Origin of the sequence: Pseudomonas sp. MOIL14HWK12:I2, from assembly GCF_000510745.1 — a bacterium.
In the GTDB taxonomy this organism is placed as follows: domain Bacteria; phylum Pseudomonadota; class Gammaproteobacteria; order Pseudomonadales; family Pseudomonadaceae; genus Chryseomonas; species Chryseomonas oryzihabitans.
Genome location: NZ_AZOA01000011.1, coordinates 1 through 16,876, shown reverse-complemented (window position 1 = coordinate 16,876; position 16,876 = coordinate 1). Strand labels below are relative to the sequence as shown.

Genomic DNA, 16,876 nt, shown 5'->3' with positions numbered 1-16,876 from the left:
TTGGTGCTAGCTCGCAAGGCTTTGAATAGTCCATGTAGTTAAGCGGTCGCCTGGCGACCGCGTCCAACTTTCCGTGGAGGGGAACCCCATGACCACCTCGCGACGGCGCCTGGTGCACCGCTGGCCGGTGCGCCTCACCCACTGGCTCAACGCCCTGGCGATGCCCTGCATGTTCATGAGCGGCTGGGCGATCTACAACGCCTCGCCGCTGTTCTCCTTCACCTTTCCCGCCTGGTCGACCCTCGGCGGCTGGCTGGGCGGCGCCATCGCCTGGCACCTGGCGGTGTTCTGGCTGCTCGCGGTGAACGGCCTGGTCTATCTGCTCTATGGCCTGTTCAGCGGCCACTTCCGGCGCGATTTCCTGCCCCTGTCGCCACGCGCCATCGGCCGGGATTTCATCGCCGCCGCACGTCTGCGGCTTGGCCACCAGCTGGGCACCTACAACGCCGTGCAGCGCCTGCTCTACTGGGGTGTGCTCGCCCTCGGGGTCCTGGTGGTGCTCTCCGGACTGGCCATCTGGAAACCCGTGCAGCTGCAAGGGTTGGTCGCGCTGCTGGGCGGCTTCGACACCGCCCGCTACGTGCATTTCTTCGCCATGGCCGGCATCGGCGCCTTCGTCGTCGTGCACCTGGCCCTGGTCATCCTGGTCCCCCGCACCCTGCCGCCGATGATCACCGGCCGGGCGCACGAGGAGGTTGACGATGAGTCGGCGTGAACGGCTGCGCCTGGAACCGGCGCAACAGCGGCAGGTGGAAAATCTGCAACGACGCCTGCTGCTCAAGCAGGGCCTGACCGTGGGTGCCCTGGCGATGCTCAGCGGCTGCAACCTGCAGGACGGCGACAGCGTCGACAAGGTGCTCTGGTCCATGTCGCGCTTCAACGACCGGGTGCAGGCCTGGCTATTCGGCCGCGAGCGCCTGGCGCCGACCTATGCCGCCAGCCAGATCACCAACCCCTTTCCCTTCAACGCCTTCTACCCCGAATACAACGTTCCGGAAGTGGACCTGAGCGACTATCGCCTGGAGGTCTCCGGCCTGGTCGCCCATAAGCAGGCCTGGACCCTGGAAGACCTGCGCCGCCTGCCGCAGCGCGCCGACATCACCCGCTTCATCTGCATCGAAGGCTGGAGCGCCATCGGCCAGTGGGGCGGGGTGCCGCTGCGCACCTTCCTCGAACGCATCGGTGCCGACACCACGGCCAAGTACGTCGGCTTCAAGTGCGCCGATCGCTACTACTCCAGCATCGACATGGCCTCGGCGCTACATCCCCAGACCCTGCTGGCGCTGGACTTCGGCCAGGTGGCCCTGCCGCCGGACTACGGCTACCCGCTGCGCCTGCGGGTACCCACCAAGCTCGGCTTCAAGAATCCCAAGCACATCCAGGCGCTGTTCGTGACCAACGACTATCCCGGCGGCTATTGGGAGGACCAGGGCTATAACTGGTTCAGCGGGATCTAGATCCCACTCAACGTCTGCTGCGCGTCGGCCAAACTGCGTTGAAAAGACCCTGGGTCGCCAGCCCGGCCTAGGCGGCCCCGTCGGAATGTTCATTTACTACTCGTAAACCCGAGCGCGGGTCCGATCCGCTTCCTCAGGTCTTTGATTCGCTAGCGCTGACCCTTCGGGCCAGGCTGCGCCTGTTACTCCCGCAGGTCGTTGCGTCTTGTCTGTCTCTAGCTCGCGAGACGTTGAGCGGGATCTAGCCGGCGGAACCCCCGTCGTCGGGGGCAGTCGAGATACCACCCATCCTTTACCCAGGAGTCTCGCCATGTCCGCCCATCCCTCGATCGGTTTCATCGGCTTCGGTGCCATGGCCCAGCGCATGGGCGCCAACCTGCGCGAGGCCGGCTATGCGGTCAGCGCCTATGCCGAGCACCAGCAGGACGGCGAGCGCCACGGCACGCCCATGGAGCCCCTGGCGACCCTCTTGCCCCAGGCGGAGGTGGTGATCGTCTCCCTGCCCAACGACGCCATCCTCGAACACGTGCTGCTCGGCCCCGACGGCGTCCTCGCCCGGCTGGAGAGCGGTCGTCTGCTGATCAACACCAGCACCAACTCGCCGGCGCTGGCGCTGCGCCTGGAGGCGGCCGGTCGCGCCCGGGGTATCGCCGTGGTCGAGGCCCCGGTGTCCGGCAGCACGCCCGAGGCGGAAAAGGCGCAACTGGTGGTCCTGGCCGGTGGCGAACCCGAAGCGGTGGAGCGCGCCCGTCCCATCCTCGAGACCCTGGGCAAGACCGTGCACCACGTCGGTCCGACCGGGCAGGGCGCCGCCATCAAACTGGCCATCAACGGCCTGATGGGCGCCGGACTCGCCGCCCTGGCCGAGGCCCTGGCCTATGCCACCCGCGCCGGCCTGGATGCCGAGGTGCTGTTCGAGGTGTTCGGCGACCTGGCGGTGCTCTCGCCCCATCACCAGCGCAAGCTGGCAGCCCTGCGCGACGGCGACTTCGCCCCGCAATTTCCGGCGGCGCTGATGCACAAGGACATGGGCCTCCTGCTGGCCGAACTCAACGCCACCTACCAGGGCGCCCCGACCCTGGCCGCCGCGGCGCAGCAACTGGCGCTGGGCGCCGAATTGCACCCGGACGCCGACTACCTGATCACCGCCGACGTCCTGCTGGAGGAAGCCGAAGACGCCGCCACCCGCTGACGCCTGACTTTCCCCCTTCCGGGACGACGTCTAGACTGCTCCGGTCCGTCGTCCCGGAATCCCTGCCACATGACCGCTACCGGCGCCGTCCCCCAGTTCTGGCGCGATCCCGCGCTGCCCTTTCTTGAAGCCCGTTCCATCCAGGACGGCCGCGCGCTCTGCTATGCCCCGCATTCCCACGAGACCTTTTCCATCGGCACCGTGCTGGGCGGGCGCAGTCGCTATCACAACGGCCGGACCCGCGAATTGGTAGGGGCGGGGACCCTGGTGCTGATGAATCCCGGTGACGTTCATGCCTGCAATCCCCAGGGCGAGGCCGCCTGGCGCTATCGCATGCTGCACGTGGACGCCGGCTGGCTGGCCGAGCTGCAGCGTCCGGGGCGCGACGACTTCCAGCCCCTGGCGGCACAGCTGTCGCGGGACGGCCCGCTCTATGCCGGCCTGGAAGCCCTGCATGCCTGCCTGATCGATCCCGACAGCCTCACCCTGCAGCGCCAGAGCCAGGCGCTGCTGTATTTCGAGGCCGTACTGGCCCGCCTGGGCCGCACCCCGGTCGCGGCGGCGCCGGTGCGCGAGGATCGCCGGCTGAGGCGCGCCGCCGAATTTCTCGATGCCCATTGCGGCGAAGGAGTCAGCCTGGACCAACTCAGCCAGGTGGCGGATCTCTCGCCCACCCAGCTGATTCGCAGCTTTCGCCGGCGCTTTGGCCTGACGCCCCACGCCTATCTGATCGACCGACGCATCCGCCTGGCGCGGCAACGCCTGCGCCAGGGCGAGGGGCTGGCCGAGGTCGCCCTGGCCACCGGTTTCGCCGACCAGGCCCACCTGCAGCGCACCTTCAAGCGCCTGGTGGCGGCCACCCCCGGTCAGTATCGCGCCGCGTCAGCCCTCCCATAGCAGCGAAGCGGCGCACAGCACCAGCAACGCGGCGAGGGCGCGATTGAGCAGGCGCAGGCGACCTGGCGTCAGGGCGCGGCCACGCAGCCATTGACCGGCCACCGCCCAGCAGGCCAGGGAGGCGAAACAGATCACCAGGTAGAGGCCGGCGAACAGCGCCAGGCGGCCGCGATCCTCGCCCACGAACAGCGCCACCCCGGCCGCGGCGGCAAGCCAGGCCTTGGGATTGAGCCACTGCAGCAGGGCGCCGTCGCGAAAGCCCGGGCAGGCCGCCACTGCGCCGCTGCCCAGGTCCCCCGAGGCCCGTGTCAGTTTCCAGGCCAGGTACAGCAGGAAGAGGGCGCCCGCCACGCGCAGGATCCAGAGCAGTGCCGGCCAGGCGGCCAGCACCTCGTGCAGGCCGAGGCCGACCCCCAGCAGCAGGACGACGAAGCCCAGGGTGGCCCCGGCGACATGCCACAGGGCCGGTCGCCAGCCGTGGGTGAGGCCGGTGTTGAAGCCCACCAGATTGACCGGGCCGGGAGAGAGGGACGCCACCAGGGCAAAGGCGGCCATGGACAGGATCAGGGTCATCGCGAGGTCTCGACAGTTGTGGAGACCTGAACCTAGCGGGGATGTCCCCTGGCGGTATTGAAGAAAATGACCCTTGCAGCCCGACGAAAGGCGGGAATTCGCGGCGTTTCGCTAACGTCCATTACAGCGAGCCCAGCGCTCCCCCGGTGGTTTCAACGTCGCTGTCGGCCACCGGGGCTTTCCTTTCTCTCGTCCGGGTACGCTAGGGCGCGATGGGCAGGGTGAAGCGGAAGGTACTGCCTTCGCCCAGGGCGCTGGTGACGCTCAGCTCGCCGCCATGGGCTTCGACGATGCCCTTGGCGATATACAACCCCAGCCCATGACCGGTAGGGTTGTCTTCCTGGACATGCCAGAACCGCTCGAACACCCGCGCCTGCTGCGCCTGGTTCATGCCGCGACCGTTGTCCGTCACGCTGATCTCCGCCAGGTTGCCGACCTGCCGCATGCTGAGCTGTACCAGACCGCCCGGCGCGGTGAACTTGATGGCATTGCCCAGCAGATTCATCAGTACCTGGAAGATGCGTTCGGCTTCCACCAGGACCTGGAGCTCCGGATCGGCCGCGTATTCCAGACTGATGTTCTTGATCTCCGCCAGCGGGCGCGACAGCAGGATGGGCTGCGCGCAGACGTCGGCCAGGCGCGCGGGCTTCAGATCCAGCGCCAGGCGATCCGATTCGATCTTGGACAGGTCCAGCAGGTCGCTGATCAGGGCATTCATGCGATTGGCCGCGGTCTCTATCACCTCCAGCGAACCGGGCAGGTGATCATCGCCCGGGGCCAGCTTTTCCAGCTGGCGCTGCAGCATTCCGACCTTCATCAGGATGATGGTGATGGGGCTGCGCAGGTCATGGGAGACCGCCGCGACGATCTCGTCGCGGAGACGCACCGCCTGCCGCTCGCGTTCGACCTGGCGTGCCAGATCCAGCTCGATGGCCGAGCGGCGCAGGTCCTTGGCGGCGAACAGATCGGCCTGGCGCCAGCGTTCGGAACGCAGCCGTACCAGCTCCTTCCAGGCATCGAAGGAACGCCGCGGATGCGGATAGTTGAGCCCTGGACCCGGCATGGGCACCGTGGCTTCCAGCTTGGCCGGGTTACCGCTCCAGACCACCGTGGTAACGATCTCGGGGCGGAACCAGAGCACCAGGTTGCGCACCGGCTTGGGCAACGTCAGGGCCAGCACGCCACTGGCGCTGGCGCTGTAACGGCGGGCGTCGGGCAATTCGTCGGCCAGGCAGCGAGTCGCATAGATGCCCGAAGTGTCCATCTCGGCCGTGACCCAGGCGGCGAGGACGCGAATGTCCTCCGCGCCGGGGCACTCTCCCAGGGTGCAGAGCTCGTCCTCCACCAACACCGCGACCCCGGTGGCATCCACCAGCTCCAGGAGGTCGGTGGGTCTTTCGCAGAGTCCGCTGAGCACCTCGCCACGGCTGTCGCACATGCCCTGGATCAGGGCTGCCAGCTGCGCCTCGCGGGCGTCGATCTCACGCTGCACCTGGCGATTCTCCAGAGCGCGGATCATCAGCGATACCAGCACCCCGACCGAGCGGCAGGCCATCCGCGTGCGATAGGGCAGATACAGGGGTTCGCGGTGGCCACAGCTGATCAGTCCCCAGAGCTTGTCGTCGCTGATCAGCGACACGCTCATGGAGGCGCGCAGACCCTGGTTGCGCACGTACTGGCAGTGGATGGGCGATACGCTCCGCAGCACCGCATGGGTCAGATCGATGGGGTCGCGCTCGGTGCCATGGAGAAAGGCCGGTACCAGCGGGATCGCCTCGTACTGGGCGTCGGGAATATTGCGGATCCAGTTCTCGTGATAGAGCGCCCGGGCCTGGGCGGGGATATCGCTCGCCGGAAAGTGCATGCCCAGGTAGCTGTCGATGTCGTCGATCCGATCCTCGGCCACCACCTGGCCATCGCCGCCATCATCAAAGCGATAGACCACCACCCGATCGAAGCCGGTCAGGGCGCGCACCTCGCGTACCGCGCCTTCGCACAGCTCGGGCAGGGTACGCGCCTGTTGCAGGCGGGCCAGGGCACGGGCCAGCCCGGCGGGTTCGACACCGCCATGGTCGTCCGGCTCGAATTCCAGGAACACCAGGCCATGGCTGCGGTGCAGGATCACGTCCATGTCGCGGGCCGGGCGCGTCCAGCTCAGCGGATTGGCTTCTTCCAGATGCTCCAGGGTCAGCGCCTGCCGCACCTGTTCGTACAGCTCGAGGGGCAGGACCTGCTGCAGTGGTCGATCCAGCAACTCGACCTGGGGCTTGCCGAACAGCTCGGGGAGGTTGCGGCTGGCATGCTTGATCAGCCCTTCCGCCTCATCGAACGCGATAAGGTAGCCGTGTGCCTGGATGGCGCCTGGAATGCGGATCGGCTCGCTTTCGCAGCTTTGCAGGGACTGACCGGAGGGTGCAGCAATCATGCGACTGTCTCAGATGAACTCTTGAATAGGACCGCAACGAGGCGGTCCTGTTAAAGCTTTAGCACCGAATGGCTGTGAATGTGATGCCGTTCACGCACTGCAAGCAGTCACCGCACCATTTTCGCATTCGAAGTACCTGATAACCATTATCGCAATCATTTTTTGCCGAAGGGTTCATCTTTGGCCGCGGATCCTGCGACTGGTCTCGCGGGCTGACGGCGGTATCATGACGCTTTGTCCAGAGTTCAGTCATGGCCCGCTTCCGCCCCTTGCCCATCATCGACCGCAGCCGGGATGACCTGTTCATGCGCGAGGCCCTGGCCCTGGCGGAGCAGGGCGCCGCCCAGGGCGAGGTGCCGGTCGGCGCCGTGGTGGTGCTCGATGGCGAGGTCATCGGCCGCGGCTTCAATCGCCCCATCGGTGCCCACGATCCCAGCGCCCATGCCGAGATGCAGGCGATTCGCGACGCCGCCGCTCGGCTGGCCAACTACCGGCTGCCTGGCGCGACGATCTATGTGACGCTCGAACCCTGCAGCATGTGCGCCGGCCTCATCGTCCACAGTCGCATCCAGCGCCTGGTCTATGGCGCCAGCGAGCCGCGCGCCGGCATGGCCCAGAGCCGCGGGCGCTTCTTCGAGCAGGACTTCCTCAACCACCGGGTGCTGGTGGAGGGTGGGGTGCTGGCCGAGGCCTGTGGTCAGGTGCTGACCGACTTCTTCCGCGCGCGGCGCAATCCCGCGGCTAGCGAAGGCTAGGCCGCCAGTTCGCGCATCCGCGTGAGCACGGCATTCAGGCCGTTGCTGCGCGATTGCGACAACTGCCGTTCCAGGCCAAGTTCGCCCAGCCAGCCGTGAATGTCGAGGCGGCCCAGCTCTTCGCGGGTCAGGCCATTGGCGCGCACCAGCACCACGGCGAGCAAGCCCTTGAGCACCCGGGATTCGCTGCTGGCACGAAAGAAATGACGCTCGCCCTGGGCTTCATGGGTCAGGCGTACCCGACTCTCGCAGCCTTGTACCAGGTCTTCGTCGCGCTCCTCGAGCACCGCCGGCAGGCGCTCGGCCCACTGCAGCAGCAGTCGCGAGCGCGCCTCCCAGCCCTTGGCGATGACAAAGGCGCGGCGGGCTTCCGCCGCATCGGGAAGCAGATTCATCGCAAGAGCTCCAGGGCGTTGTCCAGGGCGGTGAAAAAGCGCTGCAGGTCCTCGGCATCGTTGTACAGGCCCAGGGAAACCCGCAGCGCACCGGGGGTCTGCAGGGTCTGGAACAGCGGCATGGCGCAGTGCTGACCGGCGCGCACCGCGATGCCCTGTTCGCCCAGCAGATGGGAGAGATCGCCGACGTCCACGCCCGCGACCTGGAAGCTGGCCAGGGCGATCTGGGGTTCACCCAGCACCCGCACGCCGTCTCGGGCAGCCAGCCCGGCCAGCAGCTTCAGGCTCAAAGCCTGCTCGTGACCGCGGATCAGCGTCTCGTCCTGGCCCTGTAGCCAGTCGACCGCCGCGCCCAGGGCGATGGCCGCGCCTATGGGCGGCGTCCCCGCCTCGAAGCCCATGGGCGCGGCGTGGAAGCGGGCGTCGGTGAAGGTGGTGTGCTGCACCATCTCGCCGCCGAATTGCCAGGGCTTGAGCTGCGCCAGGCACTCGGCCTTGCCCCAGAGTACGCCGATGGCCTCCGGGGCATAGAGCTTGTGGCCGGAGAACACATAGAAATCGGCGTCGAAGTCGGCCGGGCGATGCCGCCCATGGACCGCGCCCTGGGCGCCATCCACCACCAGCCAGGCCGGCGAGCGTGCCCGGATCAGGGCCGCGAGTTCCGCCAGCGGCTGCCAGGTGCCGAGCACGTTGGACAGCTGGCTGACCGCGACCACGCGGGTGCGCGGCCCCAGCAACCGCTCGGCGGCTGCCAGATCCAGATGACCGCTCGGAGTCAGCGGGATGACCCTGAGCTCGAGGCCGCGACGCCGGGCCAGCTGCTGCCAGGGCAGCAGGTTGGCGTGGTGCTCCAGGGCACTGATGAGAATCTCGTCCCCGGCTGCGAAGGCGTCTTCCAGGCCATAGGCCAGCAGATTGAGCGCCTCGGTCGCGCCGCGGGTCAGCACCACCTCGGGCGGCGCGGCAGCGCCCAGCCAGGCGGCGATCCGCCCCCGGGCGCCTTCGTAGGCGGCGGTGGCGCGCTCGGCAGCCCAGTGCTGGGCCCGGTGCACATTGGCCGCGCCCAGGCTGTAGCTGGTCAGCAGGGCATCCAGCACCACCTGGGGCTTCTGCGCCGTGGCGGCGCTGTCGAGGTAGGTGATGCCGTCGGCGGCGAAGGCGGTGAAAGCCGGGAATTCGGCTCTCCAGGGGGAGGGTAGCGACATGGCGACAGCTCCGGGGTAGCCCGCGCGAGGCGGGCTGCCCGGTTGTGGACTCAGTTGTGCGCGTGCAGCGCTTCGTTGAGTTCGATGGCGGTCTTGTTGGTCTTGCATTCGACGGCGCCGGTTTCCGAATTGCGACGCAGCAGCAGGTCGCTCTGACCGGCCAGCTCGCGCGCCTTGACCACCCGTACCAGCTGGTTCTGGTCATCCAGCACGGCGACCTTGGTACCCGCGGTCACATAGAGACCGGATTCCACGGTGCAGCGATCGCCCAGCGGGATGCCGATGCCGGCGTTGGCGCCGATCAGGCAGCCTTCGCCGACGCTGATGATGATGTTGCCACCGCCGGACAGGGTGCCCATGGTGGAGCAGCCGCCGCCCAGGTCCGAGCCCTTGCCGACGAAGACGCCCGCGGAAACGCGGCCTTCGATCATGCCGGGGCCGGCGGTACCGGCGTTGAAGTTGACAAAGCCTTCGTGCATCACGGTGGTGCCTTCACCCACATAGGCACCCAGGCGCACGCGGGCGGTATCGGCGATGCGCACGCCGGCCGGCACCACGTAGTCGGTCATCTTGGGGAATTTGTCCACCGAGAAGACTTCCAGCAGCTTGCCGCGCAGACGGGCTTCCAGCTGCTCGGCCGGCAGCTCGGCCAGGTCGATGGCGCCCTGGTTGGTCCAGGCCACGTTGGGCAGCAGGGCGAAGATGCCGCTGAGGTTCAGGCCGTGGGGTTTGACCAGGCGATGGGACAGCAGGTGCAGCTTCAGGTAGGCCTCGGGGGTGGAGGCGGGCGCGGCGTCTTCGGCCAGCAGGGTGGCCACCAGCGGCTTGGTGCTTTCCGCCAGGCGGGTCAGCAGCGCCGATTGCACGGCATCGATGCCCTTGAGGGCTTCGGCCAGGCCGCGGGCCTGGGCCGGGGCGAAGGCGATGGCCTGGTTGCCGCCCTGGTAGTCCAGCAGCGGCGCGACCGCCTCGACCAGCGCCGCCGGGGGATTCAGCAAGGGCTGTGCATAGAAGACTTCCAGCCAGGCGTCCTGGCGATTCTGGGTGCCGACACCGAAGGCGATACTGAAGAGGGCATTCGACATGAGACTGTTCCTTTGCAGAGGCACCGATCCGGTCGGTGCGAGATGTTCGGTAGTAGGGGCGGTGGCCGCGGGATCAGTTCAGGGCCGCGGCATAGAGCTCGGGCTTGAAGCCCAGCAGGGTACGGTCGCCGAGATCGAGCACGGGTCGCTTGATCATGGAAGGCTGCGCCAGCATCAGGTCGATGGCCTTGGCGGTGTCGAGGTCGGCCTTCTGGGCGTCGTCGAGCTTGCGGAAGGTGGTGCCTGCGCGATTGAGCACCTTGTCCCAGCCATGCTCCGCGCACCAGGCCGCCAGCCGCTCGCGGTCGATGCCGCTCTGCTTGTAGTCATGGAAGTGGTAGGCCTGGCCGTGCTCGTCGAGCCACAGGCGGGCCTTCTTCATGGTGTCACAGGCCTTGATGCCGTAGAGGCTCAGGCCACTGGCCGCTGCGGGCATGGCGTTCTCCTGCGAAAGACTGCAACCGCGGATTATGCCATGACGGGCCGGAAAAGGGCCGGGCGTCGCGCCCTGAGTGCAGAGGGCGGAGGCCGGAAAGCAGAAGGCCGGGGAGTCCCCGGCCTTGGCGATCAACCGCGGCTTTTCACGCCGTAGGTTTCGTCGAGGGTGCCGGGGGTGCCGTCACCCTTGGGCGCGTAGTCCCGCGGCGCTTCGGTCGGGCCGTCGATGCGCTCGCGACTGGAGGGGTAACGCTGCTCGGCGCTGTGCAGCGAGGCCAGCAGGTGCTGACGGGTCAGTTCGTCCTGGGCCAGGCGCTCGGCGCCTTCGGACAGGTGCGACTGCATGTCCTGGTAGGTCTGGGTGAGCTTGCGCACCAGGCCGGCGGTGGTGCTGAAGTGGCTGGTGACCTCGTGCTGGTAGTCGTCGAACTTCTTCTGCAGATCATCCAGCTGGCGCTGCACCCGGCTCGGCGCGGCACCCGGCACCAGGCGTGCCAGCAGAAAACCTATCCCGACCCCGATCAGCAGCGCGACCAGGGGCAACAACCAGGTAGTGAGCGACTGTTCCACGAAACTTCCTCTATGAGCGGCTTTGCTTTACGGTAACGGCAGACCGGCGAGCCTGTACACTGGGTTGCGTCTTCTGCCATTCGCTGGGCGTCATCATACCCCGCACTCAGGCATCGCGCAGGATCGACCCTATCAAAATCAACTCCTTGGATGAGCACTGTTCGTCCGGGATCACGGAGTCAAGCGTGTCAGCCCGTGAACAACCCCTGCTGCTGGAGGGCCCCGCGGGCACTCTGGAGGCGCTGTACCAGAGCCCGGATGCCCCCACCGGCGCGGTATTGCTCTGTCATCCCCATCCGCTCCATGGCGGCGCCATGCAGAACAAGGTGGTCGCCACCCTGCAGCGCATCGCCCGGGATGCCGGCCAGGCCACCCTCAGATTCAATTTTCGCGGCGTTGGTGCCAGCACCGGCGTGCATGCCGGTGGCGAAGGCGAGATCGACGATGCCGCGGCCGCCGTGGCCTGGTTGCGTGAACGCCATCCCGACCTGCCCCTGACCCTCTGCGGCTTCTCCTTCGGCTCCTGCGTCGCCGCCTGCCTCGGCGGGCGCCTGGAAGGCGAGGGCGTGGCGGTGGAACGGCTGTTCATGCTGGCGCCGCCGGTGGAGCGTTTCGCGGTCGACGGCCGCCTGCCCCAGCGGGCGCGCCTCACCGTGATCCAGCCCGAGGCCGACGAGGTGGTGACCCCCGAGCGGGTCTATGCCTGGTCCGCGGCGCTCGAACAGCCGCACGAATTGCTCCGCGTCGCCGACTGCAGCCATTTCTTCCATGGCAAACTCGTCGAACTCAAAGATCTGGTCCTGCCCCGCCTGCAGGCCTGACCCTCGTTAGTCTCTCGGATTTCCACCGCCTCCATGACCACTCGCATCCTCACTGGCATCACCACCACCGGTACCCCGCACCTGGGCAACTATGCCGGGGCCATCCGTCCCGCCATCCGCGCCAGCCTGGCCGACGATGCCGACTCCTTCTATTTCCTCGCCGACTACCATGCCCTGATCAAGTGCGACGACCCGGCGCGCATCCAGCGTTCGCGCCTGGAGATCGCCGCCACCTGGCTGGCCAGCGGCCTGGATCCGGAGCGGGTGACCTTCTATCGCCAGTCCGACATCCCCGAGATCCCCGAGCTGACCTGGCTGCTCACCTGCGTCGCCGGCAAGGGCCTGCTCAATCGCGCCCATGCCTACAAGGCCGCGGTCGACCGCAACCTGGAGCAGGGCGAGGATCCCGATGCCGGGGTCACCATGGGGCTCTACAGCTATCCGGTGCTGATGGCCGCGGACATCCTGATGTTCAACGCCCTGCGTGTGCCGGTCGGGCGCGACCAGATCCAGCACGTGGAGATGGCCCGCGACATCGGTCAGCGCTTCAACCATCTGTTCGGCAATGGGCGCGACTACTTCGCCCTGCCCGAGGCGGTCATCGAGGAAAGCGTCTCCACCTTGCCCGGCCTCGATGGCCGCAAGATGTCGAAGAGCTACGACAACACCATCCCGCTGTTCGGCAGCGCCAAGCAGCTCAAGGACGCCATCGCCCGCATCGTCACCGACTCGCGCCTGCCCGGCGAGCCCAAGGACCCCGACAGCGCCCACCTCTTCACCCTCTACCAGGCCTTCGCCACCCCCGAGCAGAGCGCGGCCTTCCGCGCGGCCCTGCTGGACGGCCTGGCCTGGGGCGAAGCCAAGGGCCAGCTGTTCGAGCTGCTCGACGCCGAGCTGGGCGAAGCACGCGAGCGCTATGCGGCGCTGATCGCCCGTCCCGATGATCTGGAAGACATCCTGCTGGCCGGTGCCGCCAAGGCCCGCCGCTATGCCACGCCCTTCCTCGGCGAGCTGCGCGAAGCCGTGGGCCTGCGCTCGCTCAAGACCCAGGTCGCCACCGGCGGTGCCAAGAAGAAGGCCAGCAAGACCGCCCGCTTCGTCAGCTTCCGCGAGAGCGACGGCAGCTTCCGCTTCCGCCTGCTCGACGCCGACGGCACCGAACTGGCCCTGTCGATCCCCTTCGCCGAGGCCAAGACCGCCGGCATCACCAGCAAGCAGCTGGTCACCACGCCGGCCAGTGTCGTGGCGGGAGAGGGCAACGGCTTCCAGCTGCTGCTGGCAGATCAGGTGGTGGCCGAGGGCGTCGCCAGCGATTCCCCCGCCGCGCGCGATGCGCTGATCGAGCGGACGCGCACCGCACTCGCGCAATTGGCCGAGGCCTAAAGGGCACCCGCGGTCCCCGGCGTTGTCAACGCCAGGGACCGCCATTACAGTGACCACCCTTTTTTCCCACCCGACCAGAAGCCGCCATGACCCCCCTCGAGCGTTACCAGGCCGACCTCAAGCGCCCGGAGTTTTTCTACGATGCTGCCCAGGAAGAGGCCGTCCGCCATCTGCAACGCCTCTATGACGAATTGCTCGCCGAGCCCGCGTCCAAGGGTGGCCTGTTCGGCAAGCTGCTCGGGCGCAAGACGGTCACGCCGGTCAAGGGGCTGTATTTCTGGGGTGGGGTAGGGCGCGGCAAGACCTATCTGGTCGATACCTTCTATGACGCCCTGCCGTTCAAGCAGAAGATGCGCACCCACTTCCACCGCTTCATGAAGCGGGTCCACGAAGAGCTGCGCACCCTCAAGGGCGAGAAGAATCCGCTGACCATCATCGCCCGACGTTTCGCCGACGAGGCGCGGGTGATCTGCTTCGACGAATTCTTCGTCTCCGACATCACCGACGCCATGATCCTGGCGACCCTGCTGGAAGAGCTGTTCAAGAACGGCGTCAGTCTGGTCGCCACCTCGAACATCGTGCCTGACGGCCTCTACAAGGACGGTCTGCAGCGCGCGCGCTTCCTGCCGGCCATCGCGCTGCTCAAGGAACACACCGAGATCGTCAACGTCGACAGCGGCGTGGACTATCGCCTGCGCGCTCTGGAGCAGGCGCAGCTGTTTCACTATCCGCTGAGCGACGAAGTCGAGGCGGCGATGGCCAAGAGCTTCCGTTCGCTCACCGTCGAGTGCAACGACCTCTGCGAAGACGTGCCGCTGATGATCGAGAATCGCGAGATCCGCGCTCGCCGCACCTGCGAAGACGTCGCCTGGTTCGATTTCCGCGCCCTCTGCGACGGTCCGCGCAGCCAGAACGACTACATCGAGCTGGGCAAGATCTTCCAGACGGTGCTGGTCAGCAACGTCGAGCAGATGGACGCGCTCAAGGACGACATGGCGCGGCGCTTCATCAACCTGGTCGACGAATTCTACGATCGCCAGGTCAAGCTGATCCTGTCGGCCGAAGTGGAGCTCAAGGACCTCTATTCCGGTGGCCGCCTGGAATTCGAATTCCAGCGCACCCTCAGCCGCCTGCTGGAAATGCAATCCCACGAATACCTGGCCCGTCCGCACAAGCCGTGAACCCTGCCCGGGTTGAAGGATCAATCCTTTGACCCAGGTTTTCGGGAGGTACGTGTGAATTCCGATCCCTTCGCCGAGTGGGACGGCTCGCCCGCCCAGGCGCGCATCCTGCAGAAGCAACTGGCCACCCAGGTCCTCTTGCACGACGACTTCGGCGCGCCGCGGCGTTACGCCGGGGTCGACGTGGGCTTCGAGGAGGGTGGCGAGATCACCCGTGCGGTCGCCGTCCTGCTGGATGCCGAGACCCTGCAGCCACTGGCTCATGCCGTCGCCCGCATCCCCACCGTGATGCCCTATGTACCGGGCCTGCTGTCCTTTCGCGAATTGCCGGCGCTGCTCCAGGCCCTGGCGGAATTGCCGGAGACGCCCGAGCTGGTGTTCTGCGATGGCCATGGCATCGCCCATCCGCGCCGGCTGGGTATCGCCGCCCATCTTGGGGTGGTCACCGGTCTGCCGACGATCGGCGTGGCCAAGAAGATTCTCACCGGTCACCACGGCGAACTCGCCGAGACGCGCGGCAGCCAGGTCGACTTGCGGGATCGCGAGGGCGGGGTGATCGGCACGGTGCTGCGCAGCAAGGACCGGGTCAAGCCGCTGATCGTCTCGCCCGGGCACCGGGTCAGCCTGGCCAGCGCACCCGCGCTGGTCATGGCCTGCGTCAGACGCCATCGGTTGCCGGAACCGACGCGGCTGGCCGATCACCTGGCCTCCCGTCGCCAGGGTTCGGCGGCGACCCAGGCGCTATTTTCTTTCTAGCTTGCGGTTGCTTTTCTGGCGTGAACGGGTATCATGCCGCAGCTTTCTTGGCGGGGGATGCCTAAGCCTGCCGAGATCGCCGTAGCGGACGCCGACCCGAGCCCCCGAAGAGCGTCTGTTTCCGGCTGCCCCTGACTTGTCTGGGGTTGCACTGTTGTGTAGAATTTGCCGTCTTTTTACCAGGGCGGCCTCTGAGGCCATAGAGAATGAAAACTTTCACCGCAAAACCGGAAACCGTTAAGCGCGACTGGTACGTCGTCGACGCTGCTGGCCAGACTCTGGGTCGTCTGGCTACTGAAATCGCCACTCGCCTGCGTGGCAAGCACAAGCCCGAATACACCCCTCACGTTGACACCGGCGACTACATCGTCGTCATCAACGCCGAGCAGGTTCGTGTGACCGGTGCCAAGACTACCGACAAGATGTACTACCATCACTCCGGTTTCCCGGGTGGCATCAAGTCGATCAACTTCGAAAAGCTGATCGCCCGTGCTCCCGAGCGCGTCATCGAGACCGCCGTCAAGGGTATGCTGCCGAAGAACCCGCTGGGCCGCGACATGTATCGCAAGCTCAAGGTGTACAAGGGTGCGAACCATCCGCACACCGCTCAGCAGCCCCAAGAACTCAAGTTTTAATCGGGATAGTACAACATGTCGGCAACTCAAAATTACGGTACCGGCCGTCGTAAGACTGCCACCGCTCGTGTCTTCCTCCGTCCGGGCACTGGCAAGATCTCCATCAACGATCGCGCTCTGGACACCTTCTTCGGTCGCGAGACCGCGCGCATGGTCGTGCGTCAGCCCCTCGAGCTGACCGAGACCCTGGAGAAGTTCGACGTCTACGTTACCGTCGCTGGCGGTGGTGTGAGCGGTCAGGCCGGTGCTATCCGTCACGGCATCACCCGTGCGCTGATCGAGTACGACGAAGGCTACCGCAGCTCCCTGCGCAAAGCCGGTTACGTCACTCGTGACGCCCGTGAAGTCGAGCGTAAGAAAGTCGGTCTGCGCAAAGCGCGTAAGCGTCCGCAGTACTCCAAGCGTTAATCCTTCGGGATGCGCTCGAAAAACCCAGCCAAGCGGCTGGGTTTTTTTATGCCTGGGATTTTTCGGCGAAGGATGCGCAGGGCCAATGGTGTGGGTTCGCCGCCAAAGGTCGGCAGTCGGGTATCAGCCGAACGTTGGGCTTCGCTACGCTCAGCGCCAACCTGCCTCGATTCCCATGGGTACCGTAGGCTGGGTTGAGGCAGCTCCACCGCCGAAGCCCGGCAATCAGCCCATCTCCCCGTGTTGGGCTTCACTACTCTCAGCGCTAACCTGCGTCGATTCCCTTGGGTCCGTAGGCTGGATTGAGGCAGCTTCACCGCCGAAGCCCAATAGTCAGGCCATCCTGACCTTTGTTGAGCTTCGCCACGCTCAGCGCCAACCTACGTCGATTCCCTCGGGCACCGTAGATACCATCTCTCCCATCAATCACAACAGGTCCTCTAAAGGGCCTGTCGTGGTTGATAAGGTCGCTGCGTCTTGAGCACACCATAGGCAATCTGCAGCAGTTTGCGCATGGCGGCGCCCAAGGCGCTCATTCGGGCTTTGCCGCGTGCCAGTAGTCGTTCATACAGCGCTTTCACGTCGGGGTTGCGCTCTTTGGCGACTATGGCGCCCATGTACAGCTTGGCTCTGATGAGCGGGGAACCGGCCTTGCTCAATACCGTGCGTCCCTCCACCGTTTTGCCCGATTGCCAAGGGC

General features: G+C 66.5%; 19 protein-coding genes. 11 read left to right on the top strand and 8 right to left on the bottom strand.

Annotation, left to right across the window (positions count from 1 at the left end; genetic code table 11):
* Window positions 1-88 precede the first annotated feature (88 nt).
* The 4 genes from PSK12I2_RS0109955 (at window position 89) to PSK12I2_RS0109940 (ending at window position 3,546) form a co-directional block, all read left to right on the top strand.
* Entirely contained in the window at window positions 89-715 is a 627-nt protein-coding gene (locus PSK12I2_RS0109955; protein ID WP_007160625.1) for a cytochrome b/b6 domain-containing protein, read from the top strand.
* Window positions 702-1,457 (top strand): molybdopterin-dependent oxidoreductase, encoded by a 756-nt coding sequence (locus PSK12I2_RS0109950; RefSeq protein ID WP_007160624.1) that lies wholly within the window; start codon window positions 702-704, stop codon window positions 1,455-1,457. The genes PSK12I2_RS0109955 and PSK12I2_RS0109950 overlap by 14 nt, the downstream gene beginning before the upstream one ends.
* Before the next feature lie 310 nt (window positions 1,458-1,767).
* On the top strand, window positions 1,768-2,649 hold the full coding sequence (locus PSK12I2_RS0109945; RefSeq protein WP_027598268.1) for an NAD(P)-dependent oxidoreductase: 882 nt from the start codon (window positions 1,768-1,770) through the stop codon (window positions 2,647-2,649).
* Between the two features lie 69 nt (window positions 2,650-2,718).
* Window positions 2,719-3,546, top strand: a complete 828-nt coding sequence (locus PSK12I2_RS0109940) for an AraC family transcriptional regulator (protein ID WP_027598267.1) — start codon at window positions 2,719-2,721, stop codon at window positions 3,544-3,546.
* Here the strand turns inward: PSK12I2_RS0109940 and PSK12I2_RS0109935 are convergent.
* Together PSK12I2_RS0109935 and PSK12I2_RS0109930 are read right to left on the bottom strand one after the other, a co-directional pair.
* On the bottom strand, window positions 3,532-4,119 hold the full coding sequence (locus PSK12I2_RS0109935) for a LysE family translocator (RefSeq protein ID WP_027598266.1): 588 nt from the start codon (window positions 4,117-4,119) through the stop codon (window positions 3,532-3,534). The two genes, PSK12I2_RS0109940 and PSK12I2_RS0109935, sit on opposite strands and share 15 nt — an antisense overlap.
* A gap of 202 nt (window positions 4,120-4,321) precedes the next feature.
* Window positions 4,322-6,544, bottom strand: coding sequence for an ATP-binding protein (locus PSK12I2_RS0109930; RefSeq protein WP_027598265.1), 2,223 nt, complete (start codon window positions 6,542-6,544; stop codon window positions 4,322-4,324).
* A gap of 251 nt (window positions 6,545-6,795) precedes the next feature.
* Between PSK12I2_RS0109930 and tadA the strand changes: the two genes are divergently transcribed.
* Window positions 6,796-7,299 carry a tRNA adenosine(34) deaminase TadA gene (gene tadA, locus PSK12I2_RS0109925; protein ID WP_027598264.1) on the top strand — a complete coding sequence of 168 codons (504 nt, stop codon included), beginning with the start codon at window positions 6,796-6,798 and terminating at the stop codon, window positions 7,297-7,299.
* Here the strand turns inward: tadA and PSK12I2_RS0109920 are convergent.
* From PSK12I2_RS0109920 to PSK12I2_RS0109900, 5 genes are all read right to left on the bottom strand, one after another.
* Window positions 7,296-7,694, bottom strand: coding sequence for a SufE family protein (locus tag PSK12I2_RS0109920; RefSeq protein ID WP_027598263.1), 399 nt, complete (start codon window positions 7,692-7,694; stop codon window positions 7,296-7,298). The two genes, tadA and PSK12I2_RS0109920, sit on opposite strands and share 4 nt — an antisense overlap.
* On the bottom strand, window positions 7,691-8,899 hold the full coding sequence (locus tag PSK12I2_RS0109915; protein ID WP_027598262.1) for an aminotransferase class V-fold PLP-dependent enzyme: 1,209 nt from the start codon (window positions 8,897-8,899) through the stop codon (window positions 7,691-7,693). Before PSK12I2_RS0109915 ends, PSK12I2_RS0109920 begins: the two co-directional genes overlap by 4 nt.
* Before the next feature lie 50 nt (window positions 8,900-8,949).
* Window positions 8,950-9,984 (bottom strand): 2,3,4,5-tetrahydropyridine-2,6-dicarboxylate N-succinyltransferase, encoded by a 1,035-nt coding sequence (gene dapD / locus PSK12I2_RS0109910; protein ID WP_007160616.1) that lies wholly within the window; start codon window positions 9,982-9,984, stop codon window positions 8,950-8,952.
* Between the two features lie 73 nt (window positions 9,985-10,057).
* On the bottom strand, window positions 10,058-10,420 hold the full coding sequence (locus PSK12I2_RS0109905) for an ArsC family reductase (protein ID WP_007160615.1): 363 nt from the start codon (window positions 10,418-10,420) through the stop codon (window positions 10,058-10,060).
* Between the two features lie 131 nt (window positions 10,421-10,551).
* Window positions 10,552-10,992 (bottom strand): YhcB family protein, encoded by a 441-nt coding sequence (locus PSK12I2_RS0109900; RefSeq protein ID WP_007160614.1) that lies wholly within the window; start codon window positions 10,990-10,992, stop codon window positions 10,552-10,554.
* Between the two features lie 185 nt (window positions 10,993-11,177).
* On the opposite strand from PSK12I2_RS0109900, the gene PSK12I2_RS0109895 reads away from it, so the two are divergent.
* The 6 genes from PSK12I2_RS0109895 to rpsI all read left to right on the top strand — a co-directional run bounded on the left by PSK12I2_RS0109895 (window position 11,178) and on the right by rpsI (window position 16,176).
* Window positions 11,178-11,813, top strand: a complete 636-nt coding sequence (locus PSK12I2_RS0109895; RefSeq protein WP_027598261.1) for an alpha/beta hydrolase — start codon at window positions 11,178-11,180, stop codon at window positions 11,811-11,813.
* Window positions 11,814-11,846: 33 nt separating this feature from the next.
* A complete protein-coding gene (locus tag PSK12I2_RS0109890) occupies window positions 11,847-13,196 on the top strand; it encodes a tryptophan--tRNA ligase (RefSeq protein ID WP_007160612.1) in 1,350 nt (449 codons plus the stop codon).
* Between the two features lie 86 nt (window positions 13,197-13,282).
* Complete coding sequence (gene zapE / locus PSK12I2_RS0109885) at window positions 13,283-14,377, top strand: cell division protein ZapE (RefSeq protein WP_007160611.1); 1,095 nt, start codon at window positions 13,283-13,285, stop codon at window positions 14,375-14,377.
* Between the two features lie 54 nt (window positions 14,378-14,431).
* A complete protein-coding gene (nfi, locus tag PSK12I2_RS0109880) occupies window positions 14,432-15,133 on the top strand; it encodes a deoxyribonuclease V (protein ID WP_027598260.1) in 702 nt (233 codons plus the stop codon).
* Window positions 15,134-15,339: 206 nt separating this feature from the next.
* Entirely contained in the window at window positions 15,340-15,768 is a 429-nt protein-coding gene (gene rplM / locus PSK12I2_RS0109875) for a 50S ribosomal protein L13 (protein WP_007160609.1), read from the top strand.
* A gap of 15 nt (window positions 15,769-15,783) precedes the next feature.
* Entirely contained in the window at window positions 15,784-16,176 is a 393-nt protein-coding gene (gene rpsI, locus PSK12I2_RS0109870; RefSeq protein ID WP_007160608.1) for a 30S ribosomal protein S9, read from the top strand.
* Window positions 16,177-16,616: 440 nt separating this feature from the next.
* On the opposite strand, the gene PSK12I2_RS23900 is transcribed toward rpsI, so the two are convergent.
* Window positions 16,617-16,876: transposase (locus PSK12I2_RS23900; RefSeq protein WP_037007534.1), on the bottom strand; the 260-nt coding region annotated here is incomplete at its 5' end.